Source organism: Streptomyces sp. NBC_00726 (assembly GCF_045161735.1).
GTDB lineage: Bacteria > Actinomycetota > Actinomycetes > Streptomycetales > Streptomycetaceae > Streptomyces.
Map to the genome: position 1 here is coordinate 6,237,956 of NZ_CP108983.1, position 26,238 is coordinate 6,264,193.

Consider the following 26,238-nt stretch of genomic DNA (forward strand, 5'->3'; position numbering starts at 1 on the left):
AGAGCAGGCAGTCATGGTCCGCGAGCACGAACGCGCCTCCGTGCGCGAGTTGACCCACTTCGTCGGCGGTAAGAGCGTCCCGGGAACGTCCGGGGCGTACGGCGAGGTGTACGACCCCAACACCGGCGAGGTGCAGGCCCTGGTGCCCCTCGCGAACCGCACCGAGACCGAGGCGGTCATCGCCGATGCCGTCGAGGCGCAGCGCGGCTGGGGCGAGTGGAACCCGCAGCGGCGTGCGCGGGTCTTCATGAAGTTCCTTCAGCTGGTGGAGCGGGAGAAGGACGCGCTGGCCCGGCTGCTGTCCGCCGAGCACGGCAAGACGGTCGCCGACGCGCACGGCGACATCCAACGGGGCCTGGACGTGGTCGAGTTCGCGGCCGGCATCCCGCACCTGCTCAAGGGGGAGTTCACCGACAACGCCGGCACCGGCATCGACGTCCACTCCCTGCGCTCCCCGCTCGGCGTCGTCGCCGGCATCACCCCGTTCAACTTCCCCGCGATGATCCCGCTGTGGAAGGCCGCGCCCGCCCTCGCCTGCGGCAACGCCTTCATCCTCAAGCCCTCGGAGCGCGACCCCTCCGTCCCGCTGCGGCTCGCCGAACTGTTCCTGGAAGCGGGGCTGCCGCCCGGTGTCCTGAACGTCGTCAACGGAGGCCGCGAGACCGTCGACACCCTCCTCGACGACCCCCGGGTCGCCGCCCTCGGCTTCGTCGGTTCCACGCCGGTCGCCGCACACGTCTACGCCACGGCCGCCGCGCACGGCAAGCGCGCCCAGTGCTTCGGTGGCGCCAAGAACCACATGATCGTGATGCCGGACGCCGATCTCGACCAGGCCGTCGACGCCCTGATCGGCGCCGGCTACGGCTCGGCGGGGGAGCGCTGCATGGCGGTCTCCGTCGCCGTCCCGGTCGGTGAGGAGACCGCCGACGCGCTGGTGACCCGGCTGAAGGAGCGCATCGGCACGCTCCGGATCGGCCGCAGTGACGACCCCGACGCCGACTTCGGTCCGCTGGTCGGCCCGGAGGCCGTCGAACGGGTCCGCTCCTACGTCGACCTCGGCGTCGAGGAGGGCGCCGAACTCGTCGTGGACGGGCGGGACTTCGTCCTGGACGGGCATGCGGGCGGCTTCTTCGCGGGGGCCTCCCTGTTCGACCGGGTGACGCCGGCCATGCGTATCTATCAGGAGGAGATCTTCGGCCCGGTGCTGTGCGTCGTACGCGCCGCCGGCTACGAGGAGGCCCTGCGCCTGCCCAGCGAGCACGTCTACGGGAACGGGGTCGCGATCTTCACCCGTGACGGGGACACCGCCCGTGACTTCACCCGCCGCGTCGACACCGGGATGGTCGGCGTCAACGTGCCCATCCCGGTGCCGGTGGCGTACCACACCTTCGGAGGCTGGAAGCGCTCCGGCTTCGGCGACCTCAACCAGCACGGCCCCGATGCCATCCGCTTCTACACCCGTACGAAGACGGTCACTTCGCGCTGGCCCGCCGGGTTGCGCGAGGGTGCCAGCTTCACGATCCCCACGATGGGCTGAACGGCCATGACCAGCACCCTGCTCACCGAGGACCAGCAGGCCCTCACGGAGACCACTCTCGACTTCGCCCAGGATCACCTGGCCCCGCACGCCCTCGACTGGGACCGCGACAAGCACTTCCCCGTCGACGTCCTGCGCAAGGCCGCGGGGCTCGGGCTCGGCGGCGTCTACGTCCGGGAGGAGTCCGGCGGCTCGGGGCTCAGCCGCGCCGACGGCGTCCTCGTCTTCGAGACCCTTGCCTCCGGCTGCCCGTCCATCGCCGGCTACCTCTCCATCCACAACATGGTCGCCTGGATGATCGACCGGTACGGCGACGACGCTCAGCGCGAACGCCATCTGCCCCGGCTGTGCGCCATGGAGGACCTCGCCAGCTACTGCCTGACCGAACCCGGCGCGGGCTCGGACGCCGCCGCCCTCACCACCCGCGCGCGGCGGGACGGGGACGGCTGGCTGCTCACCGGCGTCAAGCAGTTCATCTCCGGGGCCGGCGCCACCCAGCTGTACCTCGTCATGGCCCGCACCGGCGGCCAGGGGGCGGACGGCATCTCCGCCTTCCTCGTGGACAAGGACGACCCCGGTCTCTCCTTCGGGCCCAACGAGCGGAAGATGGGCTGGAACGCCCAGCCGACCCGCCAGGTGATCCTGGACGGCGTACGCCTCCCCGCCGACCGGCTCATCGGCCGCGAGGGCGAGGGCTTCCGCATCGCCATGAACGGCCTGAACGGCGGCCGCCTCGGCATCGCCGCCTGCTCGCTCGGCGGCGCCCGCAGCGCCCTCGACCGCAGCCTGGCCCACCTCGCCGACCGGGAGGCGTTCGGGCAGCGGCTCCTCGATGCCCAGGCGCTGCGCTTCCGCCTCGCCGACATGGCCACCGAACTCGCCGCCGCCCGCGCCCTGGTGCAGCAGGCAGCCCAGGCCCTGGACCGGGGCGATCCGCAGGCCCCGTACCTCTGCGCGATGGCCAAGCGCTTCGCCACCGACACCGGCTACGCGGTCGCGGACCGCGCGCTCCAGCTGCACGGCGGCTACGGCTACCTCAACGAGTACGGCATCGAGAAGATCGTCCGCGACCTGCGCGTCCACCAGATCCTGGAAGGCACCAACGAGATCATGCGGTCATCGTCGCCCGGGGACTGACGGAGGCGTTCGGGTGAACGACGTCCTGTTCCGTACCACCGGCCACGCCGCCCACATCACCCTCAACCGCCCCAAGGCCCTGAACGCGCTCACCCACGAGATGGTGCTCCGCATCGACTGCGCGCTCACCGAGTGGGAGCACGACCCGGCCGTCGAGACCGTCATCCTCACCGGTGCCGGAGAACGCGGCCTGTGCGCCGGCGGTGACATCCGGGCCATCCACGACGACGCCCGCCACGGGGACGGCACGGCCGCCGCCGCCTTCTGGCGCGACGAATACCGCCTCAACGCCCGGATCGCCCGCTACCCCAAGCCGTACGTCGCCGTCATGGACGGCATCGTCATGGGCGGAGGCGTGGGTGTCTCCGCGCACGGAAGCGTGCGGATCGTCACCGAACGGTCCAGGGTCGCCATGCCCGAGACCGGCATCGGCTTCGTCCCCGATGTCGGCGGCACCTATCTGCTCGCGCTCGCCCCCGGCGAACTGGGCACCTACCTGGCCCTGACCGGAGCACCGGTCGGCGCGGCGGACGCCCTGCTGTGCGGGCTCGCCGACCACTTCCTGCCCTCGGCCGCCGTCCCGTCCCTCGTGGCCGATCTGGCCGGGATGCCGGTACGCGACGCCCTCGCGCGCCATGTGCAGGACCCGCCACCGGGGCGGCTGGCCGCCGGGCGGGCGTGGATCGACGACTGCTTCTCCGCCGGCACCGTCGAGGAGATCGCCCAACGGCTGCTCGCCCAGGACGTCCCGGCCGCCGACGAGACGGGCGTCACCCTGCTCGCCAAGTCCCCGACCGCGCTCAAGGTCACCCTGGCCTCGCTGCGCCGGGCCCGTCGGCTCGGCGCCCTGGAGCGGGTGCTCGACCAGGAGTACCGCGTCTCCCGCGCCTGCCTGCGCGCCCCGGACCTGGTGGAGGGCATCCGGGCCCAGGTCATCGACAAGGACCGCACACCGCACTGGTCCCCGAAGTCGCTCGCCGACGTCACCGAGGCGGACGTCGAGCGGTTCTTCGCCCCGCTGGGCGCGTACGAACTCGGGCTCGCCGCCGCAACCGACACGACCGAGGAGGTGGTCTGGTGAGCAGGACTGTCGCGTTCATCGGGCTCGGACACATGGGCGGCCCGATGGCCGCCAACCTGGCCAAGGCCGGTCACCGGGTGCTCGGCCACGACCTGGTCCCCGAGCTCCTGGCGGCCGCCGCCGGCACCGGCGTGGAACCGGCCGCGTCCGTCGCGGCCGCGGTCGCCACCGCCGACGTGGTCATCAGCATGCTCCCCGCCGGGCGCCATGTGCTCGGCCTGTACGACGACATCCTCACCGCGGCCCGGCCGGGCACCCTCTTCGTGGACTGCTCCACGATCGACGTCACCGACGCGCGGGCCGCCCAGGAACGCGCGGCGGCCGCCGGGATGCGGTCCCTGGACGCGCCGGTCTCCGGCGGGGTGGTCGGTGCCGAGGCGGGCACCCTCACCTTCATGGCGGGCGGGGGAGAGGCGGAGTTCGCCGAGGCGCTTCCCCTGCTGGAGGTCATGGGCAAGAAGGCCGTGCACTGCGGCGGCGCGGGCGCCGGCCAGGCGGCGAAGGTCTGCAACAACATGATCCTCGGCGTCTCCATGATCGCCGTCAGCGAGGCGTTCGTCCTCGGCGAGAGCCTCGGCCTGACCCACCAGGCGCTGTACGACGTCGCCTCCACGGCGTCCGGACAGTGCTGGGCGCTCAGCGTCAACTGCCCCGTCCCCGGACCGGTGCCGGCCAGCCCGGCCAACCGCGACTACCGGCCCGGGTTCGCCGCGGCGCTGATGGCCAAGGACCTCGGGCTGGCCGCGAACGCACTGCGCGAGGGCGGCATCCACGCCGAACTGGGACTGCGCGCGGCCGAGTTGTACGCGGCCTACGCCGAACAGGTCGGTGACACGGAGGACTTCTCCGGCATCGTACGTACCATCAGGGACCGGACCGGAGGCGCCGCATGACCACCCCGTACGAGACCGTCCTGGTCGAACGCAAGGGCCGCACCGCCCTCCTCACCCTCAACCGGCCCAGGGCCCTCAACGCACTGAATCTCCAGGTCATGAACGACGTCGTGGCCGCGACCGAGGCCCTGGACCGGGACCCGGACTGCGGCTGCATCGTGATCACCGGTTCGGCGAAGGCGTTCGCGGCCGGCGCGGACATCAAGGAGATGCGGCCCCAGGGCTACCTGGACATGTACCTCGCGGACTGGTTCGCGGCCTGGGACCGGCTCGGGCAACTGCGCACCCCGACCGTCGCGGCCGTCGCCGGATACGCCCTGGGCGGCGGCTGCGAGCTGGCCATGCTGTGCGACATCCTGCTCGCCGCCGACACCGCGGTCTTCGGCCAGCCGGAGATCAAGCTCGGGGTGATCCCCGGCATCGGCGGCTCCCAGCGGCTGACCCGGGCGGTGGGCAAGGCCAAGGCCATGGAGCTGTGCCTGACCGGGCGCACGATGGACGCGCAGGAGGCCGAGCGGGCCGGACTGGTCTCGCGGATCGTGCCCGCAGGCGAACTGCGCGGGGAGGCCCTGGCGGTCGCGGAGACCGTGGCGGGCATGTCGCTGCCGGTGGCGATGATGGCCAAGGAGGCCGTCGGCCGGGCCTTCGAGACCACGCTCGCCGAAGGCGTCCGCTTCGAACGACGCCTGTTCCACGCGGTGTTCGCGACCGCCGACCAGAAGGAGGGCATGGCCGCCTTCACCGACAAGCGGCCACCCGTCTTCCGGCACCGCTGATCCCGTCGCGGGTGTGTGGCCCCGGAACCCTTCCGGGGCCACACACGTTCCGGATCACACAGCCACGAGAACGGGGACTCCCGCGTCCCGGTCATGCGGGAGGAAGGGCCCCTCAGCCCTGGTCATAGGTGTGGAACCCCCGGCCGGCCTTTCGGCCCAGGAGCCCCGCCTCCACCATCCGCTGGAGCAGCGGCGGTGGTGCGTAGAGCGGTTCCTTGAACTCGGCGTAGAGCGATTCGGCGATCGACGCGACGGTGTCCAGGCCGATCAGATCCGCGAGCTTCAGCGGCCCCATGGGGTGGGCGCAGCCCAGCTCCATCCCGGCGTCGATGTCGCCGGCCGTGGCGAAGCCCGACTCCGCCATCCGGATCGCGGACAGCAGATACGGCACGAGCAGGGCGTTGACGAGGAAGCCCGCCCGGTCCTGGCTGCGGATCACGGTCTTGCCGAGCACCCGGCTCGCGAAGTCCTCCACGGCGGTGACGGTCGTGGCCGAGGTGTGCAGCGAGGTCACGACCTCGACCAGCGGCAGCACGGGCACCGGATTGAAGAAGTGGAGCCCCACGACCCGGTCGGCGCGGCTCGTGGCCATGCCGAGCCGCATGACGGGCAGCGACGAGGTGTTGGTGGCCAGGACGGCCGCCGGGTCCTCGACGATCTTGTCGAGTGCGGCGAAGACCTCGGTCTTGGCCCCGGGGTTCTCGATGACGGCCTCGATGACGAGCTGCCGGTCGGCCAGATCGTCCAGGCTGCCGGTGAACACGGTCCGGGCGAGCGCGTCCCCCGCCGCCGCCCGGTCCAGCTTGCCGCGCCGCACCGCCCGGTCCAGCGAGGCCGCCACCCGTTCGCGGGCCGTACGGGCCGCCACCGCGTCCACCTCGCAGACCACGGTGTCCAGCCCGGCCCGCGCGCAGACCTCCGCGATGCCCGCCCCCATCTGCCCGCCGCCGACCACACCGACGCGTGTGATGTCCGTGCTCATGCCCGCACCTCCGGCCGGCGGACCAGGTGGCGGGTGTAGGCGGCCGGAGTGAAGAACTGCGGCAACTCGCCCCGCATGGCCGTCTCCTCGAAGAGCGTACGGATGTCTTCGACGGGCGCCCACGGGTATTCCGCGCCGAGAGCGGTGATCTGGTCGTCGACCAGCGCGGTCATGGTCTCCCGGTCGGTCACCCGGTGCCGCAGCCACTGCCAGATCTGCACCCGGGCGATCTCGGCGGTGGCCGCGTCCTCCATCAGCCCGTCGATCGCGACCGCGCCCTGTCCGCGCAGCCATGCCGCGTAATACCGCAGCGCGACGGAGATGTTGGTCCGGACGCCCTCGGCGGTGGGCGGGCCGCTGATCCGGCGGACGGACAGCAGCTCGGCCGGGGTGACCTCGACGTCGTCGCGGGTACGGTCCAGCTGGTGCGGCCGGGCGCCGAGGACACCGTCGAACACGTCGCGGCAGACGGTGACGAGCGCCGGGTGGGCCACCCAGGAACCGTCGTAGCCGTCCTCCGCCTCCCGCTCCTTGTCGAGCCGGACCTTGGCGAACGCGGCCTCGTCGGCGGCCGGGTCCTTCGTGGGGACCTGTGCGGCCATGCCGCCGATGGCGTGCGCGCCGCGCCGGTGGCAGGTGCGCACCAGGAGTTCCGTGTACGCCCGCATGAACGGCGCGGTCATCGTCACCTTGGCGCGGTCCGGCAGCAGGAAGTCGGAGCGGTGGCCGAAGGTCTTGATGATGCTGAAGAGGTAGTCCCAGCGGCCGGCGTTGAGCCCGGCGCTGTGCTCGCGCAGCTCGTAAAGGATCTCCTCCATCTCGAAGGCCGCGGTGACCGTCTCGATGAGGACGGTGGCCCGGACCGTGCCGCGGGGGATGCCGAGGAGTTCCTGCGCCAGGACGAAGACGTCGTTCCAGACCTGGGCCTCGTAACGGTTCTCCAGCTTCGGCAGGTAGAAGTACGGACCGGAGCCGGCGTCGATCTGCCGCTGGGCGCAGTGGAAGAAGTACAGGCCGAAGTCGACCAGCGCGGCCGGCACCGGGCGGCCGTCGTACTCCAGGTGCTCCTCGTCCAGATGCCAGCCGCGCGGGCGGACCATGATGGTGGCCGGCCGGTCGCCGATGCGGTATTCCCTGCCCTCCGGCGTGGTGAAGTTGATGCGGCGCTCGACGGCGTCCAGCAGGGTGAGCTGGCCGTCGATGACGTTGTCCCACAGGGGAGCGGTCGCGTCCTCGAAGTCGGCCATCCACACTCGCGCGCCCGAGTTGAGCGCGTTGACGGCCATCCGGCGGTCGGGCGGCCCGGTGATCTCCACCCGGCGGTCGGCCAGTCCCGGCCCGGGAGGCGCCACCCGCCAGGTGGGGTCGTCGCGCACCGCGGCGGTGATCAGGGGGAAGCCGAGGGGTGAGCCCGAGGCCAGTCGCAGTGCCTGGCGGCGGCGTTCCTTCAGCAGCCACTGGCGGCGCGGCTCGAATGCCTCGGCGAGCCGGCCGAGGAAGTCCAGGGCGGCGGGGGTGAGGATCTCGTCGTGCCGTCGCCCGGGCGCGGCGAGGACACGGACCTGCTGGGTGAGTGCGGTGGTGGTCATCGGGCTCTCCTGAGGGGTGGGGCGGAGGGGGACGGGGACGGTCGTCCCCCTCCGCGGCCGAAGCCGGCCGGACCACGGCGGTCCGGCTCAGCGGCCTAGTGGAACTGCTCTTCCTCCGTCGAACCGGACAGCGCGGTCGTGGAGGAGGCCGGGTTGACGGCGGTGGACACCAGGTCGAAGTAGCCGGTGCCGACCTCGCGCTGGTGCTTGACGGCGGTGAAGCCCTGCGCCTGCGCGGCGAACTCCTTCTCCTGGAGATCGACGTACGCGGTCATGCCGTGGTCGGCGTAGCCGCGCGCGAGGTCGAACATCCCGTGGTTGAGCGAGTGGAAGCCGGCCAGCGTGATGAACTGGAACTTGTAGCCCATCGCGCCCAGTTCGCGCTGGAACTTGGCGATCTGGTCGTCGTCCAGCGCCGCCTTCCAGTTGAAGGACGGCGAGCAGTTGTACGCGAGCATCCGGTCCGGGTACCTGGCGTGGATCGCCTCGGCGAACTCGCGGGCCTGCGCCAGGTCCGGGGTGCCGGTCTCGACCCAGATCAGATCGGCGTACGGGGCGTAGGCGAGACCGCGCGCGATCACCGGGGCCATGCCGTTGCGGACCTGGTAGAAGCCCTCCGCCGTGCGCTCGCCGGTGACGAACTCGGCGTCCCGCTCATCCACGTCCGAGGTCAGCAGATTGGCGGCCAGCGCGTCCGTACGGGCGATGATCACGGTCGGGGTGCCCGCGATGTCCGCGGCGAGACGGGCCGAGTTCAGCGTACGGATGTGCTGCGAGGTCGGCACCAGCACCTTGCCGCCGAGGTGGCCGCACTTCTTCTCGGACGCCAGCTGGTCCTCGTAGTGGATGCCGGCGGCGCCCGCCGCGATCATCGCCTTGGTCAGCTCGAAGGCGTTGAGCGGACCGCCGAAGCCGGCCTCCGCGTCCGCGACGATCGGCGCGAGCCAGTCGGTGGTGTCGCCGGCGTCCTCGGCGGTGGCGATCTGGTCGGCGCGCAGCAGGGCGTTGTTGATGCGCCGGACGACCTGGGGGACCGAGTTGACGGGGTAGAGGCTCTGGTCGGGGTAGGTGTGCCCGGCCTGGTTCGCGTCGGCGGCCACCTGCCAGCCGGAGAGGTAGATCGCCTGAAGTCCCGCCCTCACCTGCTGGACGGCCTGACCGCCCGTGAGCGCGCCGAGCGCGTGGACGTAATCGAGGTCGTGGAGCTGCCGCCACAGCCGCTCGGAGCCGCGCCGGGCCAGGGTGTGCTCCTCGCGGACGCTGCCGGAGAGCCGCACCACGTCCTCGGCGCCGTAGGTGCGCTCGATGCCCTTCCAGCGCGGATCGGTCGCCCACTGCCGCGCCAGGTCCTCGATCGCCTGCGTCGTCTCCGCCATGACTCTCTCCGTCTCCTCGGTTTGTGCTGGCTGCCAACATCGCGGCCCGGATGGGACTGGAGGTGGCACTAAGTGTCTTCAAGTGAAGGGTGCGGCCCGCCGGTGCCGGGCGATGGAGCTGAGCAATGTTGCCGTGCAAGGGGATTCCCCTGCAAGTTCCGGAGGGCCGCACCACGACTCTGGCATTGGCACGGAGTGCCATCAAGCAGGGATGTGTGCCAACCTTTGCGAATCTTCCCGGCCGTTTTTGCCAAGGTTGCAAAGGCCGTGGGGTGTGATCCATCCCGTACGCTGAGCCGGAGAACCCCGGCTTCGAGGAGCGGACTGGTGAGCAAGACATACGCGGGTGCGCGGCTCCGCCAGCTGCGCACGGAGCGCCGGATGAGCCAGGCGGACCTGGCGCGGGTGCTCGGCATCTCGCCGAGCTACCTCAATCAGATGGAGCACGACTCACGGCCGCTCACCGTGCCGGTCCTGCTCCGGCTGACCGAGGCGTTCGGTGTGGACCCGGGGTTCTTCTCGGAGCGTGACACGGCCCGCCTGCTGGCGGACCTGCGCGAGGCGCTCGCCGGAGAGCTCGCCGAGTCCCAGGTGTCCGTCGCCGATCTCGGCGACCTGGCCACCCGGCTGCCCGCGGTCGCGAAGGTCCTCGTCGGACTCGGCCGCCGCAATCAGGAGTTGTCCGAGCGGCTGGCCGGGGAGGCGGACGGCCGGGGCCCCGGCCGGGCCACCACCACGCCGCACGAGGAGATCCGCGACTTCTTCTACCGCCGCCAGAACTACCTGCACGAAACCGATCTGGCGGCCGAGCACCTGGCCGCTGAGATCGGCATCCGGCCCGGAGAGGTGACCGGCGCCCTCGGCAGACGACTCACCGAGGCACACGGCGTCCGCCTGGCCGCGAAGCCGGGGGACCGGCTGCACCACTACGACGACAGAAGCCGCACGCTGCACCTGTCGCCGCGGCTGCGCCCCGGCCAGCGCGCCTTCCGCATGGCGACCCAGCTCGCCCTGCTGGAACACGGCGAAGAGCTCGGCCGGCTGGCCACCGAGGACTTTCCGCCCGCGTCGGCCACCCACGGGCTCGCCCGGATCGGCGTCGCCAACTACTTCGCGGCCGCCCTGATCTTGCCCTACGCCGCCTTCCACGCGGCAGCCGAGGACGCGCGCTACGACATCGAGCGCCTCACCGACCACTTCGGCCTCGGCTACGAGACCATCTGCCACCGGCTGAGCACCCTGCAACGGCCGAGACTCCGCGGGGTGCCCTTCTCCTTCGTACGCGTCGACCGGGCCGGCAACCTGTCCAAACGCCAGTCCGCCACCGGCTTCCACTTCTCACGGGCCGGCGGCACCTGCCCCCTGTGGAACGTGTACGAAGCCTTCTCCGCCCCCGGCCGCATCCACGTCCAGGTCGCCGAGATGCCCGACGGGCAGCGCTACCTGTGGACCGCGCGAGCCGTCACCCGGCACCGCGGCGGCTGGGGGGAGTCCGGCAAGACGTATGCCATCGGTCTCGGCTGCGAAATCCGCCACGCCCACCGGCTCGTCTACTCCGACGGCCTCGACCTCACCAACGCCTCCATCGCCACCCCCATCGGCATGGGCTGCCGCGTCTGCGAACGCCTCGACTGCTCCCAGCGCGCCGCCCCACCCCTCGGCCGGCCCCTGCGCATCGACCAGAACAGCAGCACCTTCGTGCCCTACCCGGTCCGGGAGGGCGGCGAGGCATCGGACCGGCACGGGTCCTGAACGCGGTAGGCCGTCTTCTTCCGCTGCCGGGGCCCGGAAGCGCCCTCCGCCGGATGGTCTGCTGTGGGTGCCAGGTGGGCCATGCAGAGGGAAGGGCCGACAAATGGCTCCAGTCGGTCGACTCGGAGCGGTGCGCGTACTTCCTGTAGGGCGCCTCGTATCAGACCGAGATGGAGGGAACACACGATGTCCCGATGTTCCTCGGCCAGTTCCAGGAACGGGCAGTGGCGCAGCGGAATGACGGGAGCGGAGTCGCACTCCGTGGGGCCGGGATCAAAGCCGGCGTCATCGAGTACCCGGGACAGCCGGCTGATCGACTCTTCGGCGGTGAGGCGCTGCGCGGGAGGCGGAGCGTCGGCGAGGTAGCGGCCCCACGCCTCACCCGTGGCGGCCGCGGCCTGTGCGGGGTGCTCCAGCGTTTCGGCCGCCAGCCCTGTCAGCATGTGGGCGAGCAGTTGGTAGCTTCGGCGGTCCGCCGGGGTCCGGGTCGCGGTGGCGCTGTACACGGCGCGCGGTCTGCCGGGCCGGCCGAGTGCTTCGTTGCCGCGTTCGGCAAGACCTTCGCCGACCAGCGTGTCCAGGTGGAACCGCACCGTGTTGGAGTGCAGTCCCGTCTCCTCGGCGATTTCCCGCACACCGACAGGGCCGGCCGCGGAGCGCAGGACATCGAGAACGTGGCGCCGGCTCTCGCCCACGGCGCCCGTGTCGGGCCCGGTCGGATCGCGCAACGTCGACTCACTCATTCGTTCCATTTTACCCAGCATATGTAGGAGAAACGAGTCGAATCGCGTTGATCATGTACGCGGTCCTCAACATCCTCGATGCCTGGGCGACGAGGCCGGGGCCGAATCGGGATGAGGGCGGATCTGCATGCCCGGGCGTCGCCGGTGCACGGTCACATAGGTCAGGCCGCCGATTCCCGCTGTGATACTCCGAGTCGAACCGTGCGGCAGCCACATGAGTGCTCCTGCCGTGAGGGACAACTCCCCTTCAGGCGTACGCATCACGCCTTCGCCGGTGACGATGAGGACCAGGACGTCCAGGTCGGGCTCGGCATGGGTGCCGATGCGCTCTCCCGCGGCCAGCCGGACCAGGTTGGCGTCGAGTTGCCTGCCGGATTCGACCAGTTTCCACAGGACGCCGGACGTCTCGGGAGCGCTCGGGGCGGCGTGCACGTCGCACAGGAGACGAACGGCCGCCGCCCCGTCCGGCCGTTCGTGCCGCCGGGCGTCAGGCACTGCCGGTCACCCGTGAGATGCGGACCTGCCACTGCTCGGGGCCCGACTCGACGTACTCCCAGGTGAACCTGCCGGGGTGGGTGGCCTCGAACTCACGGCGCAACGGCTTGGGATCGTGGTTGTTGACGAGTACGAATGACTCTCCCTCCGCGAGACGGGCGAAGCGGGTGAAGATGCGAGGGTGACGACGACCGTGCGGGATCTCGCGGACGTCGACAACGGTCGAGTCCTCCAGCCGGCCGCCGTTCAGGACGGTGGTGAAGTCCTCGGCGAGCGCGGACAGATCGACGCCCGGCAGCGCCCGCAACGCGGGCAGCAGGACGTCGCGCTCCGCGCCCAGGAGCAGCGTGAGCCCTCCTTTGAGCGCGTGCGCAGCTTCCCTGCGCCCGGGTTCGTCCGTCGCCGCGTTCAGCGCATCGATCTGCTCGCCGATCGTCCTGACTCCGGCGCGCAGTGCGCGTACCACCAGCCGGGTCTCGGCCGCGCCGGACGCGGCCGCATACAGCGTCAGGTCGGTGGCCGCCAGGCAGCGGTACAGATGCTCGGCGAACCGCGTGGCGGGCTGCCCTCCGGCCGCCGCCACCGCTTCGATCTGCTCCAGCAGTTGCCCATGGGACCGCTCGATCACGGCCTGGGCCCTCGTGTCCGGGTCCGTGTCGGTTGCCTGGATGAACACTTCCGCAGCAGGTGACATACGGGTCGCTCCCTCTCTCCTTCAGCAGGGCACTGACGGTGCTGACCGAATTATTACACATTGGATCGTGAAAATTAGAGTCCGTGCCCGCCCTCGTTCTGCGCTGCCCCGAAGCCTCGGCCTCCATCCCCATCGACCCCGCACGGGTCGGTGCCATTTATTACATGTAAAATTCGTGGAAACCAGGCGCTCCGCATCCACGCGGGCCGGCGGTCTTTGCAGCCGTCATTCCAGGCGGCGGAGAGGGAGCACCTCAATGAACACCACGTCAGCCGCGGTCGCGGGCGCCGTGACCTTCCTGTGGATCGGAATGGTGCTGGCGATCTCCTTCGTGGAGGCGCCGCTCAAGTTCCGCGCGCCCGGGGTGACCATCCCCGTAGGGCTGGGCATCGGCCGGATCGTCTTCCGTACGCTGAACCGCATCGAGATCGCTCTGGCGTCCGTCATCGTCGTGACGGTGGCCGTCGGCGACCCGCGCACCGGCATCGTCGTACTCGTCTGCGTCGTGGCCGCGCTTCTCGCCGTACAACTGGCCGTCGTCCGCCGACGGCTGAATCGGAGGTCGGATCGAGTGCTCGCCGGTGAGCAACTCCCGCGCTCACGAGGGCACGTGTACTACGTGGGATTCGAAATCGCGAAAGTCATCGCCCTGACGGCGTTGGGCGTCAGTCTGGCGACAGCGTAATCCGGCTGCCTGGCCGGCGTCAGTCACCGAGCCGATGATGAAGGCTCATATCACGCAGACCACGACCTACGCGGTCGGCCTGAGGACTTCGCCCCGTTGATCACCCACTCGTCGCCTCGCGCACGGCAGTCGTGGTGCGCGAGGCGACGTCGGTACCACCGCCCGGCTCGCTCAGCCCGAACGCGCTGAGCGCCTCACCCGCGCAGAGCTGCGGCATCCAGCTCTCCTTCTGCTCGGGCGTGCCGAACCCCATGCGGCCCCTCTCGGCGACCAGGTCGTAGGGGAACGCGTCCCGCTTGTACAGGTCGCCGGTCGCCGGGGCCCCGACGGTGCGCGCGAAGTCCTCCACGGTCTTGCGTAGGACCTCGTACTCCTCGTCGAGCCCGAAGCCGATCGCTTCAGTTCCCTCGGGTGGCGGCGGGCCGGGCGGGCCGGGAAGGGGGCGGCGCCGGTCAGGCGGGGACGGAGCCGACGAGACCGCCGTCGACGACGAACTCCTGACCGGTGATGTACGCCGCGCGCGGCGACAGCAGGAACAGCACCGTCTCGGCGATGTCCTGCGGGGTGCCGAGGGAGCCGAGGGCGACCTGGCCGCGGAAGAACTCGCGGACCTCCTCGACCGGGGCGATGGCGTCGAACATCTCGGTGTGGATGTGGCCCGGGGTGACCGCGTTGACCCGGATGCCGAGGCCCGCCAGGTCCGGGGCGAGGGTCTGCGGCAGGTTCAGCACGGCCGCCTTGCTGGCCGCGTAGACCGAGCCCGCGCCCATGCCGCGGTGCACCAGCCACGAGGAGTTGAGCACCACCGAGGAGCCCTCGGCGAGCAGCGGCAGCGCCTTCTGCACGGTGAAGAAGGCGCCCTTGAAGTTGGTGCCGACGATCTGGTCGAAGTCCTCCTCGGTCACGTCCGCGGTGCGGGCGTTGAGGCCGATGCCGGCGTTGGCGAAGACGCCGTGCAGGACGCCGAAGCGGGCGCGGACCTGGTCGTAGGCCGACTCCAGCTCCGCCGGGCGGGACACGTCGACGGTCACGGAGAGGGCCCGGTCGCCGCCGTCCAGCTTCTTGACGGCCTTTTCGAGGCGGGCGGCGTCGCGGCCGGCGATCACCACGTTCGCATCCTCGTCGAGCAGGCGGCGGGCGGTGGCGAAGCCGATGCCGCTGCCACCACCGGTGATGAAGTACGTTTTGTTGGCTAAGTCAGTCATACGGCCAGCGTCGGGGCACCGCGCACCGCCGCGCATCTCCTCGATTGCGCAGCGCCCCGCCCGGCGGCCGGGCCGCCAGCGGCTCGCGGGAACCGCCCGCACGACAGCAACCTCGAAGATGCCGCACGCCCCTCCCACCGGGGAGACTGGGCAGGTGGACCCACGCCTGATGCGGCCGAGCGGGAGTCGTACGGCGTCGGGGGCTTGGGCGCTCATGGTGTGACGGCGATCACGGGGGCTTCCGGCGGGGTGCTACGTAAGATTGCGTGGGCGTCGAGTGGGGGGTGGCGGCCGCGCGAGGCATCCCGGACGTGGCCTGATGAGGCGTCGGGAAAGTCGGCAAGTGGTCAGCACGAGTCCTGAAACCTGAGGAATGCTGCCCGGACATGCGACTCGTTGTAGAGTGGCCAACCAGCACTTGACCTGCGAAAACGCAGGCAGGGAGCCCAAGCCCAGGAGTACCTCGATGATACGAACGATGTTCAAGTCCAAGATCCACCGAGCCACCGTGACCCAGGCCGACCTGCACTACGTGGGTTCCGTCACGGTCGACGCCGAGCTCATGGAGGCCGCGGATCTGCTGCCCGGTGAGCTGGTGCACATCGTGGACATCGACAACGGTGCGCGGCTGGAGACGTACGTCATCGAGGGCGAGCGCGGGTCCGGGGTGATCGGGATCAATGGTGCCGCCGCCCATCTGGTGCACCCGGGTGATCTGGTCATCCTCATCAGCTACGCGCAGGTCGAGGATGCCGAGGCGCGGGCGTTCGTCCCGCGTATCGTGCACGTCGACGCGGACAACCGCATCGTCGCACTCGGTGCCGACGCCTCCGCGCCCGTGCCGGGCAGTGACACCGAGCGCAGCCCGCACGCGGTGCCCGCGGCGCGCTGAGGCGGCTCGTCCAGCGAGGGGTACAGCACCATGGCAGAGCAGACCGGGCCAGAGATCCGTGACGACCGGGCGGGCGGCAAGCTGTCCGCGTACGAGGACGGCGAGGCCGTCGGCGTCATCGCGTACTTCGTGCTGGACGGTGAGCCCGCCGGGCTCGTCGCCGTCCACACCGTCGTCGGTTCCGGGCACGAGGGCAAGGGCATCGGCTCCGCCCTGGTCAGGGAGTTCTACGCCATGGCGGGGCGCGAGGGCGTCCCGGTCGTGCCGTTGTGCCCGTACGCCGTCAAGTGGGCCTCGCGCCATCCCGGCGAGGCCCCCGAGGCGCCCGAGGGGCTGGTGGAGCGCGCGAAGACGCAGCTCGCCTCGCACCCCGAGCTGTACTGAACCGGAAGAGGCGGCCCGGCCATGACGCTCGCGCTGCTGCACACCTCACCCGTCCACGTCCCGGTTTTCGACGCCCTGCGTGACACCGACCACCCGGGTACCGCCCTGCGTCACGTCGTACGGGAGGAGCTGCTGGCCACGGCGGCGGCGCTGGGGCCCGAGGCGGTGGCCGACGAGGTGGCGGCGGTCGTCGCGGACCTGAGGGCCGACGGCGCGGACGCCGTGCTCTGCACCTGTTCGACCATCGGGGCCGTCGCGGAGGCCGCGGGGGTCGCGGCCGGCGTCCCGGTCCTGAGGGTCGACCGGCCCATGGCGGCGGCGGCCGTCCGGGCCGGCCGGGTCACCGTCCTCGCCGCTCTCGCCTCCACCCTGGAGCCGACCCGCGCGCTGCTCGCCGAGGAGGCGGCCTGCGCCGGGCTGACGGGGGCGGATGTGCGTACCGTGCTGGTGGAAGGTGCCTGGGGCCGCTTCACGGCGGGGGACCACGACGGCTTCCTCGACCTGGTGGCGGCCTCCGCCGACGCGGTGCGCGACGCGGACGTCATCGTGCTCGCCCAGGGCTCCATGGCCGGCGCGGCCGGGCGTACGACCACCGGAATCCCGGTCCTGTCCAGCCCGCGCCCCGGCCTCGCGGCGGCGGTTGCGGCAGCGGGGCGGTGACCCGGAGGGGGTGCGTGCGCCGTCCGTACGCGGCAGTGTTCCGCGTCCGTACGTATGGGCTCGCCGGGCGCGGGCAGCCGCTCCGGGAGACGGTGGAAGAGGTCCACCCTCGATCGTCCGGAGGCCCGAGATGACTCATCCGTTCCCCGACCCCGTCCCTCCGGCGCCGACCCCGGGTCCGCTGCCGGAGCCGACGCCACCCGCGCCGACCCCGCCCGTGCCCACACCTCCGGGTCCGACGCCCACTCCGCCGGGTCCCGCGCCCGACCCGATCCCGCAGCCGCCGTCGCCGAACCCCGACCCGGTGCCGCCGCCCGAGCCCGAGCCGTCACCGGTCTGACCCGGCGCTTTCCCGGCCCGGCCGTCAGCCGGCGGCCAGCATCGCGTCGGCCCGGGCGGTGACCTCGGTCAGCACCCGGCCCGCCGCGGCCAGGTCCTCGGCCGGCAGATCCCCGTAGAGCGTGGCCGCGATGTCGGCGATGCCCGCCTTGTACGACCGGACCAGCGCGCCGCCCGCCGGGGTGAGCGCGAGCAGGTCGCCGGGCCGCTCCTCCAGCAGACCGGCGGACGTCGAATCGGCGACCGTGGCCTCCGCCGCCGGAACGTCGAGCTTCACGGCGCCGGTCAGGCGTTCGATCAGCGCGCGGCGCCCGACGGTGCCGCCCGCGGTCTCGACGGCGGTGAGCGCCAGGGCCTGGGGGAAGGTGGTGCCCCGGGGCAGCAGCCGTTCGGCGAGCGCGCGGGTGGCGTAGTGGGCCATGCCGATGACCTGGCCGTTCACAGCGGGTGTGGTGGATGTGGTGGGTGCCGTGGTCATGATGACTCCTCACGGGAAGCGGTGACTGGGGGAACCGGCACGTCGAGCAGGGCCGTCAGTGCCTCGGTGAACGCCTCGGTGCCCTGGCCGCCGAGACCGCCGAGGGGTGCGAGCAGCCCGTTGACGAGCTCCCGCACCACCGCGACCGCGCGCTCCGTCGTCGCGCGGCCCTCCTCGGTCAGCGAGAGCCGGACGGCCCTGCTGTCCGAGGGGTCGGTGGTCCGTTCGACCAGGCCCGCCGCCGCCAGGGCGCGGGCCAGCTTCGAGACGTAGAGCGCTTCGAGTCCGGTGTGGTCCGCCAGCGCCCGCTGACTCGGCCGCAGCCCCGCGTGCTCCATGCCCTGGAGGGAGGCGACCAGCGAATACTGCGCGTGCGTCAGGCCGAGCGGTGTCAGTGCCCGGTCGATGGCCACTCGCCACTTCATGGACAGGCGCCAGACCAGAAAACCCGGGGTCGCGCCCTCGATCGCGTTGCTCATGACGAATACTGTACATGGCTACTATGTCCATGGCTACTAAATTCTGCCGGGCCGCCACGGCGCGCACACCCGCCCGCTCAGTCCCCCAGGTCCAGCAGCGCGTCGGCGTGCGCGAGGCCGCTCTCGGCGGAGACCGAGTCCAGCGACTGGGCGTCGCGTACCGGCGCGAACCGCACCACGGGGTCCTCGCCCCCGTTCGTACCGGCGAGGCCGAATCCGTACACCGCCGGGCGCGGCAGGCTGTTGTACGACCACGGGGTGGAGAAGTAGTACGCACCCGTGTCGTACAGCACCACGAAGTCGCCCGCCCGCAGCTCGGGCAGCTCCCGGGCATGCGCGACGACGTCCCCGGCGAAGCAGCACGGCCCCGCGATGTCCTGGACCACCGGGGGCCCGTCCTTGGGCCGCCCCTCGGAGTCGAAGGCACCGACCCGCAGCGGCCAGGCATCCGGCATGAAGACGGTACGGGTGGCGGTCTGCGCCCCCGCGTGGGTCAGCGCGACCCGGCGGCCGCCCGCGTCCTTCGTGTACTCGACCAGCGCGCCGATGAAGCCGTTCTTCGCGAGCAGGGACCGCCCGAACTCGGTGATCAGCTCGTACCGCCCGTCGAAGAGCCCCGGCACGGCCGCCCGCAACGCCGCCGCGTACGCCGCGAAGGTGGGCCGCACCTCGTCGTCGGCGAAGTTCACCGGCAGGCCGCCGCCGATGTCGAGCCCGGTGACCTGCCGGCGGCCCAGCGTCCCGTTGATCTCCTCGGCCAGCCGGTACGCCTCGGCGATCCCGGCCGCGATCAGCTCCAACGAGCAGCCCTGCGAACCGACATGGGCGTGCAGCCGGGTCAGCCACGGATGCGCGGCGAACGCCTTCACGACCTGCTCGCGCGCGCCGGGGTCGCGCAGCGCCACGCCGAACTTCGAGGTGGCCGTCGCCGTGCTCATCGCGCCGATCGAACCGCCGCCGACCTGCGGGTTGACCCGGAGACCGATGTCGGACACCGCGTCCGCCGGGCGCAGCGAGGCGATCCGGTCCACCTCGTCCAGGTTGTCCGCGTTGATCGCCACGCCCACGGCCAGGGCGCGCCGGATCTCGTCCCGGGTCTTGGCGGGGGAGTCCAGCACGATCCTGGACGGCGCGAACCCGGCGTCCAGCGCCAGCCGCAGCTCACCCGGGCTCGCGACCTCGCAGCCCATCCCGCACCGGGCGAGCAGCCGCAGCACCGGGACCAGCGAGGACGCCTTCGCGGCGAAGGTGTGCAGCACGGCAGGCACCCCGGGGAACGCCTCGTGCAGGGCGGCGACCGACGCGCGCACCCCGTCCGTGTCGATGAAACCGGCGACCGGACTCGCCTCGCCGAGCAGGCCGGAGGCCACGGCGTGGCGTACCACCGCCGCGACACGCGCGGAGCCCGCCGGGGCCGAGGACGAGGGGGCGGAGGAGGGCGAAGAAGAGGTCATGGACCCAGCGTCGGTGATGAGTGCCCCCAGGTCTCTGTCCGGGCGGCCAAGAACAGTGCGCTTCCTTGTCCGGCCGGCCAACGGTCAATGGGCACCCCCAGCCCTGCGGACAGACCGCAACCTACCCGCTGAGCCGGACGGCGAGCGTGACCAGCAGCCGGGTGTCGGGGTCGTCCAGGTCCACCCCGAACCGCTCCCGGGCGCGCCGCAGCCGGTAGCGCAGCGTGTTCGGGTGGACGACCAGGCGCTCCGCGGCCCGCGCCACGTCGCCCGACGCGTCGAGATAGGCCGCCAGCGACCGGACCAGCTCACCGCCCGCCGCCAGATCCGTCCGTACGAGCTCGTGCACCGGCCCCCGCCCCGCCTCCCAGACCGGCCGGGCGGCGTCCAGAATCCGGGCGACGTCCAGCGAGGGGCCCACGCCCGCCGCGTCCGCCGACCGCTGCCCGCTCCCCGCCGCCGCCCGCTCGCGCAGCACCCGTACGACGAGCAGGGCCTCCTCGCACGAATCCCGCACCCCGGCCGCCCCGGCCGCCACCGGACCGGCCCCCGCCAGCACCCCGGCGTCCTGCGCCTGGCCCGCCAGCTCCCGGGCCAGCGCCGCCGCGCCCCGGTCCGGCCCGGCGTCCACGGACAGCAGCACCAGCAGCCGGTCGCCGTCGCGCAGCACCCGCACGGACGGGCGGTACGTCGCCGCCTGGAGCGCGGCCACATCGAGCGTGCGGTCGCCCGGGGCGGGCGCGGCGGCCAGGGGTTCGGCGACCACGACCGCGCAGGCGGCGTCGGGGGAGAGGCCGAGCGACCAGGCATGCGTGCGGGCGTCCCCGTCCCCGTACAGCAGTCCGCGCAGGGCGAGTTCGCTGCGGCGGGCGGCGCCGCTCTCGCGCAGCCGGTGCCGCACCAGCAGCGGAGCCGCGACCTCGGCGGCCCGGCGCAGCGCGTCCGGCGCGTCCGGGCGCAGCGGCCGCCCGTCACCGGCCACCCAGATCGAGCCCAGCACCTCCGGGCCGCTGCGGACCGCGATGATCAGGCGCTCCGGTCCCTCGGCGTCGGCCGCGCGATGGATCACGTCCCGGGACGTCCACAGCGTCCGCAGCAGCCCGCTGCGCCGCAGCTCCGCGACCCGCCACTCCGGGACCCGGCCACCCAGGATGGTGGACCGGCGCAGCACATCGGCGTCGGGGCCGGTGGCGGAGTGGGCCAGCACCCGCAGGCGGGTGTCCTCGATGGTGATCGAGCCGCCGGTGTACGCGGCGACGGCCGCCGCGAGCGCGCTCAGGCTCTCCGGGCCCCCGGGCGCCGGCTGTCCGGCCGCCCCGTCGTCCGCGCCCGCCCGGGCGCAGGCCAGCGCGGAACGCAGCAGTGCGGCGGCGTCCGTCCAGTCGGCCCACTCCGCGCGGGTGAGCAGGGCCACCCCCGCCTCCTCGGCGGCGGCGAGCACCTGCGGCGCGGCGGCCACCCCCTCCACGGCGCGCAGTACCACACCGGAGGCGCCCCGGCGCGCGGCCTCGCGGACCGGGGCGGCGGCTTCGGGGGACGAGGCGGGCGCCCCGGTGACCAGGACCAGGCAGCCGTCCAGCGACCGGGCCGGGCCCTCGTCGCCCACGGCGACGCCGCGCACCCCGACGTCACGGCCGGACGGGGCGAGCAGCAGCCGCAGGCTTCCCCCGTCGTCGAAGGCGAGGACTTCGCGCAGCGCGACGGCGGGCTCCGGCGGGAGGGCGGCACGGCTCGTCATGGCAGCCGAGCATACGAGCACCCCGGGGCGCTGGGCTCACTCGTCGTTGAGGTCGTTCCGGCTGCACGCCAGGACCCCGGCCGTGCCCGCGAGCCGTGCCGTCAGCGCATCGGGGTCGCCGCGCCCCTGCACGCTCAGCGCGATCTCCACGGTCCCCTCGGCGTCCGGCTGCGCGCGCCGGCGCCGGTAGCGGCCGGAGCCGGAGAGCGTGGTCAGCTCGGAGACGGCGAACCCGGTCTCCGTACAGTGGTTGACCAGCTCGCGCAGCGCTCCGACGCCCTCGGTGTACGTGATGCGGTAGCCGATCGACGCGTTGCGCAGGGAGGGGAGCCGGTGGGCGAGGGGGCGTACCCCGTAGGACACCAGGAAGTACGCGAGGGTGGCCAGCGCCGCCAGCACGGGCAGCCCGGCGCCGGCCGCGCAGCCCACGGCGGCGGTGAGCCAGATGGAGGCCGCCGTGGTGAGGCCGCGCACCGAGCCCCGGTGGACGAAGATGACGCCGCCGCCGATGAAACCGAGCCCGGACACGATCTGGGCCGCGACCCGCGACGGGTCCAGCTCCACCTGGCCGGTCACCACGACGTCGGAGAAACCGAACTTGCTGACCAGCGTGAACAGCGCGGCCCCGAGCCCGACGATCGTATAGGTGCGCAGCCCGGCCGCCTTCTGGCGGATCTCGCGCTCGATCCCGATCGCGCACGACAGGACGAACGCGATGCCGAACTGCGCCGCGTGCGTCCAGTTCTGACCGAACGGTTCGTTGATGTCGAGTGCCACGCAGCCTCCGTGCCCGTCCGGCGGAACATGATCGGACAGAGTCCACCGTACCCGGCCGATCGGGCCCCGGCGGCAAGCGGCGGGCGGACGCGGGCCGAGGCCGCGACACGAGGGCGGCGGCTCCCGTGTCGCCCGGAACCGCCGCCGTCCGCGTCAGGGGTTACGGGCTGACGCAGCCGATCGAGCCGACGGGGAAGTCATTGCCCGTCGAAGTGGCCGTGAAGCCGAACGTGACGCTGCCGTCCGGCGGGATCGACCGGTTGTAGTCGGCGTTCGTCACCGTCAGCGTGCCGTCCGACCCGGTGCTCAGCACCCCGCTCCACACACTGCTGACCGTGGTGCCCGTGCCGGGCGTCCACTGCACGGCCCAGCCGTCGAGCGCCGTCGTGTTGTGGTTCATGACCTCGACGGAGCCCTGGAAACCGCCGCTCCAGGAGTTGGTCACGTTGTAGACGGCCATGCACCCGGTGTGCGGGTCGGTGGGGTCGGTCGGGTCCGGGGTCGGGTCGGTCGGGTCCGGGTCGGGGGTGCTGCCCGAACCGCGGATGCCGGTGACCTCGCCGTTTCCACCGTCGAAGACGATGTCGGAGCAGGAGAAGAAGTTCTCCTGGCTGTCCGAGCGCACCCACTGGATGAACATGACCGCGTCACCCGAGCGGCCCGAGGGCAGGGTCAGGTCCCAGTAGTAGTGACCGCCGTCGGTGCCCGGCGATCCCACCTGGGGCGGGTTGGACACGGTCTGGATCAGATCGAGGTCGTCCCAGCCCAGTTCGGTCGTGGGGGAGTACCCCGGCTTGGACATGTACACCCGGAACTCACCCGGGTGCGCGGCCCAGTTGCTGTGGTCCACCTCGATCGTGGCGCCCGAGGTGAGGTGCGTACGGGGCCAGTCGCCGCGCGGCGCGTTGTAGCCGGTGAAGTCGTACGGGGAACGGTCACCGGCGCTGCACAGCGTGCCGTCCGGGACGTAACCCTGGCCCCGGCCGCCCGCGTTGGAGTCCAGCACGGCGAACCAGTTGTACAGGGAGCTCGCGCCGCTCTCCGCGAGCGCGGCCTTGCACGCGGGGTTGGTCGGGTCCAGCGAGCCGGTGCTCGTCTTGGCGTCCAGCCAGCAGAGGTAGGTGCGCGAGCCCGGTGCCATGGTGACACCGTGGGCCTGCGCGCTGCCCTGGCCGAGCAGGGTGAAGGCGATACCGCCGAGCAGTGTCGCCAGCACCGCCGCCAGGGAGGCGAGTCGTGTTCTTCGTCGTGCCATGGTGTCTCCTTCTGCGGGTGCGAAGGGAATGTGAGGGTGCGTAGATGTGGGAGCGCTCCCATGTTTTCGTTGGTAGCGGACTGTAGGGCAGTAGTCGTGTCCCTGACAACCCCATGGACGGCATCGGCCGAAACGGGCCGCAGCCGGTGCGCGCGCCCATCTGGCCGCCAGGCACCTTGCGGATCAACTCGATTGACGCACCATCAGCCGTGTACGCAGGATCACGTGGTGCCACGCGACCTTCGGCCGGCTCATCTCCTCCAGCAGCAGCCGCACCATCGCCCGGCCGATCTCCTCCATCGGCTGCTGGACCGTGGTCAGCGGCGGGTCGGTCTGCTCGGCCAGCTCGAAGTCGTCGAAGCCCACCACCGCCACGTCCTCCGGCACTCGCAGCCCCGCCGCGTGCAGCGCCGCCAGCGCCCCGGCCGCCATGCTGTCGGACGCGGCGAACACCGCGTCGACCTCCGGATGCCGCTCGATCAGCCGGTCCATCGCGCGCCGCCCGCTGGCCTCGGTGAAGTCGCCCTGCGCGACCAGGGACGGCGGCTCGGCGCAGCCCGCCTCGCGCAGGGCCTCCCGGTAGCCGCGCAGCCGGCACTGGGCGACGTACATCTCGGGCGGACCGGCGATCGCGGCGATGGTCCTGCGCCCGCCGCGCACCAGATGGCCGACCGCGTCCCGCGCGCCGCCGACGTTGTCGGCGTCCACATAGGTGACCCGCTCGTCCCCGGAGCGCCGGCCGAGCAGTACCGTGGGCACCCCGGCGTCCGCGAGCATGTCCGGCAGCCGGTCCTCGGCGCTCACCGACATGAGCAGCACCCCGTCGACCCGGCCGCCGCGCACGTACTCCAGGAGCCGCTGCCGTTCGCTGTCCGTCCGGACGAGGGTGAGCAGCAGCTGCACGCCCTGCTCGTCCAGGGCGTCCCCGACCGCGCGCACGATCTCCGAGAAGAACGGCTCCCCGAACAGCCGCCAGTCCGTCTTGGTCATCACCAGGGCGACGGCGCCCGCGCGCTGTCCGGCCAGGGAGCGGGCGGCCAGATTCGGCACGTAACCCAGTTCGTCGATGGCGCGCTGCACGGCGCGGCGGGTGGACTCCCGGACGCCCGCCGCGTTGTTGATGACTCGGGAGACCGTGCCCCGGCCCACCCCGGCGAGCGCCGCCACCTCTTCCAGCGTCGGCGTGCCGGAACCCCTGTTCAGCATGGACCACCCCCAAGAGCCACCGATCCTACGGCCCGGAGGGTGAGTGGCCGATGGAGTCGGATCAATTGGCGGCGCGATCGGAGCACCTTTCTGGGAGCGCTCCCAATTTTATTTGTGCATGACAGCGTCGAATGGCTATGCGCGGGCACCCGGGGCGTGTACGGTCTCGGGCCGATGGGTTCTGGGAGCGCTCCCATCCAGTTGTTCCTCAGTTGTTCCCCTTCGAACGAGGAGAAATCGCTGTGAAACGCTTCTTGGCTCTACTGGCGGCCGGTGCCACGGCCACGGGCCTGACGGTCCTGGCCGGCCCTCCCGCGGCGGCCGCCACCGGATGCAAGGTGGAGTACACGGTCGCCAGCCAGTGGGAGGGCGGCTTCCAGGGCGGGGTGAAGGTCACCAACCTGGGTGACGCCGTCAGTGGCTGGCAGCTCAAGTTCACCCTGGGCCCGGGCCAGCAGGTGGTCCAGGGCTGGAACGCCACCTGGTCCCAGTCCGGCTCCACGGTCACCGCGGCCGGCGTCGACTGGAACGGCTCCCTGGCCACCGGGGCCACGGCCGACCTGGGCTTCGTCGGCTCCTTCTCGGGTGCCAACCCGGCACCCACGGGCTTCAGCCTCAACGGCGTCGCCTGTACGGGGACCGTCGGTGGCGGCGGGGGCGATGACGACGACCCGCCGCCGGTCACGGGAGACGGCACGCCGGTGGAGGTCAACGGTCAGCTCCATGTGTGCGGTGTGAACCTGTGCAACCAGTACGACCGCCCGATCCAGCTGCGCGGCATGAGCACGCACGGCCTCCAGTGGTTCAGCCAGTGCTACAACAACGCGTCGCTGGACGCGCTGGCGAACGACTGGAAGGCGGACCTGCTGCGCACCGCCATGTATGTGCAGGAGGACGGCTACGAGACCGACCCGGCGGGCTTCACCGGCAAGGTCAACAGCCTGGTCGACATGGCTGAGGCCCGTGGCATGTACGCCCTGATCGACTTCCACACCCTCACGCCGGGCGACCCGAACTACAACACGGAGCGCGCCAAGACCTTCTTCGCGTCCGTCGCCGCCCGTAACGCCTCGAAGAAGAACGTCATCTACGAGATCGCCAACGAGCCCAACGGGGTGAGCTGGGCGGGCATCAAGAACTACGCCGAGCAGGTCATCCCGGTCATCCGGGCCGCCGACCCGGACGCGGTCGTCATCGTCGGCACGCGCGGCTGGTCCTCGCTCGGCGTCTCGGACGGCTCCGACGAGGGCGAGGTCGTCAACAGCCCCGTCAACGCCACCAACATCATGTACGCGTTCCACTTCTACGCCGCCAGCCACAAGGACAACTACCGCGCGACGGTGAGCCGGGCCGCTTCGCGACTCCCGCTCTTCGTGACGGAGTTCGGCACGGTGAGCGCCACCGGTGGCGGCGCGCTGGACCGGTCGAGCACCACCGCCTGGCTGGACCTGCTCGACCAGCTGAAGATCAGCTACGCGAACTGGACCTACTCGGACGCCGATGAGAGCAGTGCCGCCTTCAAGCCCGGCACCTGCGACGGCGGCGACTACAGCAGCAGTGGCGTGCTGACCGAGTCGGGCGCGCTGCTCAAGTCCCGGATCAGCACCCCGGACAACTTCCCCACCGGCTGA

25 protein-coding genes and 1 pseudogene are annotated in these 26,238 nt (G+C 71.9%); 11 read left to right on the forward strand and 15 right to left on the reverse strand.

Translation table 11 applies throughout. The features are described from left to right. The first annotated feature begins 13 nt into the window (after positions 1-13). The 5 genes and pseudogenes from OG338_RS27705 (at position 14) to OG338_RS27725 (ending at position 5,424) form a co-directional block, all read left to right on the forward strand. On the forward strand, positions 14-1,537 hold the full coding sequence (locus OG338_RS27705; RefSeq protein ID WP_405939952.1) for a CoA-acylating methylmalonate-semialdehyde dehydrogenase: 1,524 nt from the start codon (positions 14-16) through the stop codon (positions 1,535-1,537). Positions 1,538-1,543: 6 nt separating this feature from the next. Continuing rightward, a pseudogene (locus tag OG338_RS27710) lies at positions 1,544-2,691 on the forward strand (acyl-CoA dehydrogenase family protein). Beyond that, positions 2,688-3,755 (forward strand): enoyl-CoA hydratase/isomerase family protein, encoded by a 1,068-nt coding sequence (locus OG338_RS27715; RefSeq protein WP_405939953.1) that lies wholly within the window; start codon positions 2,688-2,690, stop codon positions 3,753-3,755. Before OG338_RS27710 ends, OG338_RS27715 begins: the two are co-directional and overlap by 4 nt. Beyond that, the gene (mmsB, locus tag OG338_RS27720) at positions 3,752-4,648 is read left to right on the forward strand and encodes a 3-hydroxyisobutyrate dehydrogenase (protein WP_405939954.1); all 897 of its coding nucleotides are present in this window, start codon (positions 3,752-3,754) and stop codon (positions 4,646-4,648) included. Before OG338_RS27715 ends, mmsB begins: the two co-directional genes overlap by 4 nt. Continuing rightward, complete coding sequence (locus OG338_RS27725; protein WP_405939955.1) at positions 4,645-5,424, forward strand: enoyl-CoA hydratase; 780 nt, start codon at positions 4,645-4,647, stop codon at positions 5,422-5,424. The genes mmsB and OG338_RS27725 overlap by 4 nt, the downstream gene beginning before the upstream one ends. A 112-nt stretch (positions 5,425-5,536) precedes the next feature. On the opposite strand, the gene OG338_RS27730 is transcribed toward OG338_RS27725, so the two are convergent. The 3 genes from OG338_RS27730 to aceA all read right to left on the reverse strand — a co-directional run bounded on the left by OG338_RS27730 (position 5,537) and on the right by aceA (position 9,371). Next, a complete protein-coding gene (locus OG338_RS27730; RefSeq protein WP_405939956.1) occupies positions 5,537-6,406 on the reverse strand; it encodes a 3-hydroxybutyryl-CoA dehydrogenase in 870 nt (289 codons plus the stop codon). Beyond that, a complete protein-coding gene (gene aceB / locus OG338_RS27735; protein ID WP_405939957.1) occupies positions 6,403-7,995 on the reverse strand; it encodes a malate synthase A in 1,593 nt (530 codons plus the stop codon). Before aceB ends, OG338_RS27730 begins: the two co-directional genes overlap by 4 nt. A gap of 95 nt (positions 7,996-8,090) precedes the next feature. Next, positions 8,091-9,371, reverse strand: coding sequence for an isocitrate lyase (gene aceA / locus OG338_RS27740; protein ID WP_405939958.1), 1,281 nt, complete (start codon positions 9,369-9,371; stop codon positions 8,091-8,093). Positions 9,372-9,698: 327 nt separating this feature from the next. On the opposite strand from aceA, the gene OG338_RS27745 reads away from it, so the two are divergent. Continuing rightward, complete coding sequence (locus tag OG338_RS27745; RefSeq protein WP_405939959.1) at positions 9,699-11,123, forward strand: short-chain fatty acyl-CoA regulator family protein; 1,425 nt, start codon at positions 9,699-9,701, stop codon at positions 11,121-11,123. Here OG338_RS27745 and OG338_RS27750 read toward each other — a convergent pair. The 3 genes from OG338_RS27750 to OG338_RS27760 all read right to left on the reverse strand — a co-directional run bounded on the left by OG338_RS27750 (position 11,075) and on the right by OG338_RS27760 (position 13,055). Then, the gene (locus tag OG338_RS27750) at positions 11,075-11,866 is read right to left on the reverse strand and encodes a helix-turn-helix transcriptional regulator (protein ID WP_405939960.1); all 792 of its coding nucleotides are present in this window, start codon (positions 11,864-11,866) and stop codon (positions 11,075-11,077) included. The genes OG338_RS27745 and OG338_RS27750 overlap by 49 nt on opposite strands. A 66-nt stretch (positions 11,867-11,932) precedes the next feature. Continuing rightward, positions 11,933-12,361, reverse strand: a complete 429-nt coding sequence (locus OG338_RS27755) for a hypothetical protein (protein WP_405939961.1) — start codon at positions 12,359-12,361, stop codon at positions 11,933-11,935. Further along, positions 12,354-13,055 (reverse strand): DUF2249 domain-containing protein, encoded by a 702-nt coding sequence (locus tag OG338_RS27760; protein WP_405939962.1) that lies wholly within the window; start codon positions 13,053-13,055, stop codon positions 12,354-12,356. The genes OG338_RS27755 and OG338_RS27760 overlap by 8 nt, the downstream gene beginning before the upstream one ends. 256 nt (positions 13,056-13,311) lie before the next feature. Here OG338_RS27760 and OG338_RS27765 point away from each other — a divergent pair, with 256 nt between their 5' ends. Beyond that, positions 13,312-13,740, forward strand: a complete 429-nt coding sequence (locus OG338_RS27765) for a hypothetical protein (protein WP_405939963.1) — start codon at positions 13,312-13,314, stop codon at positions 13,738-13,740. A gap of 100 nt (positions 13,741-13,840) precedes the next feature. Here OG338_RS27765 and OG338_RS27770 read toward each other — a convergent pair whose 3' ends face one another. Then, on the reverse strand, positions 13,841-14,089 hold the full coding sequence (locus OG338_RS27770) for a hypothetical protein (RefSeq protein ID WP_405939964.1): 249 nt from the start codon (positions 14,087-14,089) through the stop codon (positions 13,841-13,843). A gap of 103 nt (positions 14,090-14,192) precedes the next feature. Further along, positions 14,193-14,945: an SDR family NAD(P)-dependent oxidoreductase gene (locus OG338_RS27775; RefSeq protein ID WP_405939965.1), complete on the reverse strand. Its 753-nt coding sequence runs from the start codon at positions 14,943-14,945 to the stop codon at positions 14,193-14,195. A 466-nt stretch (positions 14,946-15,411) separates the two neighbouring features. Here OG338_RS27775 and panD point away from each other — a divergent pair, with 466 nt between their 5' ends. The 3 genes from panD to OG338_RS27790 are packed head-to-tail and all read left to right on the forward strand — an operon-like array spanning position 15,412 to position 16,881. After that, positions 15,412-15,837: an aspartate 1-decarboxylase gene (gene panD, locus OG338_RS27780; protein WP_405939966.1), complete on the forward strand. Its 426-nt coding sequence runs from the start codon at positions 15,412-15,414 to the stop codon at positions 15,835-15,837. Between the two features lie 30 nt (positions 15,838-15,867). Beyond that, on the forward strand, positions 15,868-16,221 hold the full coding sequence (locus OG338_RS27785; protein ID WP_405939967.1) for a GNAT family N-acetyltransferase: 354 nt from the start codon (positions 15,868-15,870) through the stop codon (positions 16,219-16,221). Positions 16,222-16,242: 21 nt separating this feature from the next. After that, positions 16,243-16,881: an aspartate/glutamate racemase family protein gene (locus OG338_RS27790; protein WP_405939968.1), complete on the forward strand. Its 639-nt coding sequence runs from the start codon at positions 16,243-16,245 to the stop codon at positions 16,879-16,881. A 364-nt stretch (positions 16,882-17,245) separates the two neighbouring features. Here OG338_RS27790 and OG338_RS27795 read toward each other — a convergent pair whose 3' ends face one another. The 7 genes from OG338_RS27795 to OG338_RS27825 form a co-directional block, all read right to left on the reverse strand. Further along, entirely contained in the window at positions 17,246-17,698 is a 453-nt protein-coding gene (locus OG338_RS27795) for a hypothetical protein (RefSeq protein WP_405939969.1), read from the reverse strand. Further along, positions 17,695-18,177: a MarR family winged helix-turn-helix transcriptional regulator gene (locus tag OG338_RS27800; protein WP_405939970.1), complete on the reverse strand. Its 483-nt coding sequence runs from the start codon at positions 18,175-18,177 to the stop codon at positions 17,695-17,697. The genes OG338_RS27795 and OG338_RS27800 overlap by 4 nt, the downstream gene beginning before the upstream one ends. Positions 18,178-18,254: 77 nt before the next feature. After that, a complete protein-coding gene (locus tag OG338_RS27805) occupies positions 18,255-19,631 on the reverse strand; it encodes a diaminopimelate decarboxylase (protein WP_405939971.1) in 1,377 nt (458 codons plus the stop codon). Between the two features lie 121 nt (positions 19,632-19,752). After that, positions 19,753-21,369: a PucR family transcriptional regulator gene (locus OG338_RS27810; protein WP_405939972.1), complete on the reverse strand. Its 1,617-nt coding sequence runs from the start codon at positions 21,367-21,369 to the stop codon at positions 19,753-19,755. A 36-nt stretch (positions 21,370-21,405) separates the two neighbouring features. Continuing rightward, complete coding sequence (locus OG338_RS27815) at positions 21,406-22,146, reverse strand: MgtC/SapB family protein (protein WP_405939973.1); 741 nt, start codon at positions 22,144-22,146, stop codon at positions 21,406-21,408. Between the two features lie 160 nt (positions 22,147-22,306). Further along, positions 22,307-23,401 (reverse strand): lytic polysaccharide monooxygenase, encoded by a 1,095-nt coding sequence (locus tag OG338_RS27820; RefSeq protein ID WP_405939974.1) that lies wholly within the window; start codon positions 23,399-23,401, stop codon positions 22,307-22,309. 183 nt (positions 23,402-23,584) lie between these two features. Then, positions 23,585-24,607, reverse strand: a complete 1,023-nt coding sequence (locus OG338_RS27825) for a LacI family DNA-binding transcriptional regulator (RefSeq protein ID WP_405939975.1) — start codon at positions 24,605-24,607, stop codon at positions 23,585-23,587. Between the two features lie 242 nt (positions 24,608-24,849). Here OG338_RS27825 and OG338_RS27830 point away from each other — a divergent pair, with 242 nt between their 5' ends. Continuing rightward, positions 24,850-26,238 carry a cellulase family glycosylhydrolase gene (locus OG338_RS27830; protein WP_405939976.1) on the forward strand — a complete coding sequence of 463 codons (1,389 nt, stop codon included), beginning with the start codon at positions 24,850-24,852 and terminating at the stop codon, positions 26,236-26,238.

Bases quoted from the DNA above. Each gene is read 5' to 3' on its own strand.
- OG338_RS27705 (WP_405939952.1), top strand. From the start codon at position 14: ATGGTCCGCGAGCACGAACGCGCCTCCGTGCGCGAGTTGACCCACTTC.
- OG338_RS27725 (WP_405939955.1), top strand. From the start codon at position 4,645: ATGACCACCCCGTACGAGACCGTCCTGGTCGAACGCAAGGGCCGCACC.
- OG338_RS27730 (WP_405939956.1), bottom strand. From the start codon at position 6,406: ATGAGCACGGACATCACACGCGTCGGTGTGGTCGGCGGCGGGCAGATG.
- aceB (WP_405939957.1), bottom strand. From the start codon at position 7,995: ATGACCACCACCGCACTCACCCAGCAGGTCCGTGTCCTCGCCGCGCCC.
- aceA (WP_405939958.1), bottom strand. From the start codon at position 9,371: ATGGCGGAGACGACGCAGGCGATCGAGGACCTGGCGCGGCAGTGGGCG.
- OG338_RS27750 (WP_405939960.1), bottom strand. From the start codon at position 11,866: ATGAGTGAGTCGACGTTGCGCGATCCGACCGGGCCCGACACGGGCGCC.
- OG338_RS27760 (WP_405939962.1), bottom strand. From the start codon at position 13,055: ATGTCACCTGCTGCGGAAGTGTTCATCCAGGCAACCGACACGGACCCG.
- OG338_RS27765 (WP_405939963.1), top strand. From the start codon at position 13,312: ATGAACACCACGTCAGCCGCGGTCGCGGGCGCCGTGACCTTCCTGTGG.
- OG338_RS27775 (WP_405939965.1), bottom strand. From the start codon at position 14,945: ATGACTGACTTAGCCAACAAAACGTACTTCATCACCGGTGGTGGCAGC.
- panD (WP_405939966.1), top strand. From the start codon at position 15,412: ATGATACGAACGATGTTCAAGTCCAAGATCCACCGAGCCACCGTGACC.
- OG338_RS27785 (WP_405939967.1), top strand. From the start codon at position 15,868: ATGGCAGAGCAGACCGGGCCAGAGATCCGTGACGACCGGGCGGGCGGC.
- OG338_RS27790 (WP_405939968.1), top strand. From the start codon at position 16,243: ATGACGCTCGCGCTGCTGCACACCTCACCCGTCCACGTCCCGGTTTTC.
- OG338_RS27795 (WP_405939969.1), bottom strand. From the start codon at position 17,698: ATGACCACGGCACCCACCACATCCACCACACCCGCTGTGAACGGCCAG.
- OG338_RS27800 (WP_405939970.1), bottom strand. From the start codon at position 18,177: ATGAGCAACGCGATCGAGGGCGCGACCCCGGGTTTTCTGGTCTGGCGC.
- OG338_RS27805 (WP_405939971.1), bottom strand. From the start codon at position 19,631: ATGACCTCTTCTTCGCCCTCCTCCGCCCCCTCGTCCTCGGCCCCGGCG.
- OG338_RS27810 (WP_405939972.1), bottom strand. From the start codon at position 21,369: ATGACGAGCCGTGCCGCCCTCCCGCCGGAGCCCGCCGTCGCGCTGCGC.
- OG338_RS27820 (WP_405939974.1), bottom strand. From the start codon at position 23,401: ATGGCACGACGAAGAACACGACTCGCCTCCCTGGCGGCGGTGCTGGCG.
- OG338_RS27825 (WP_405939975.1), bottom strand. From the start codon at position 24,607: ATGCTGAACAGGGGTTCCGGCACGCCGACGCTGGAAGAGGTGGCGGCG.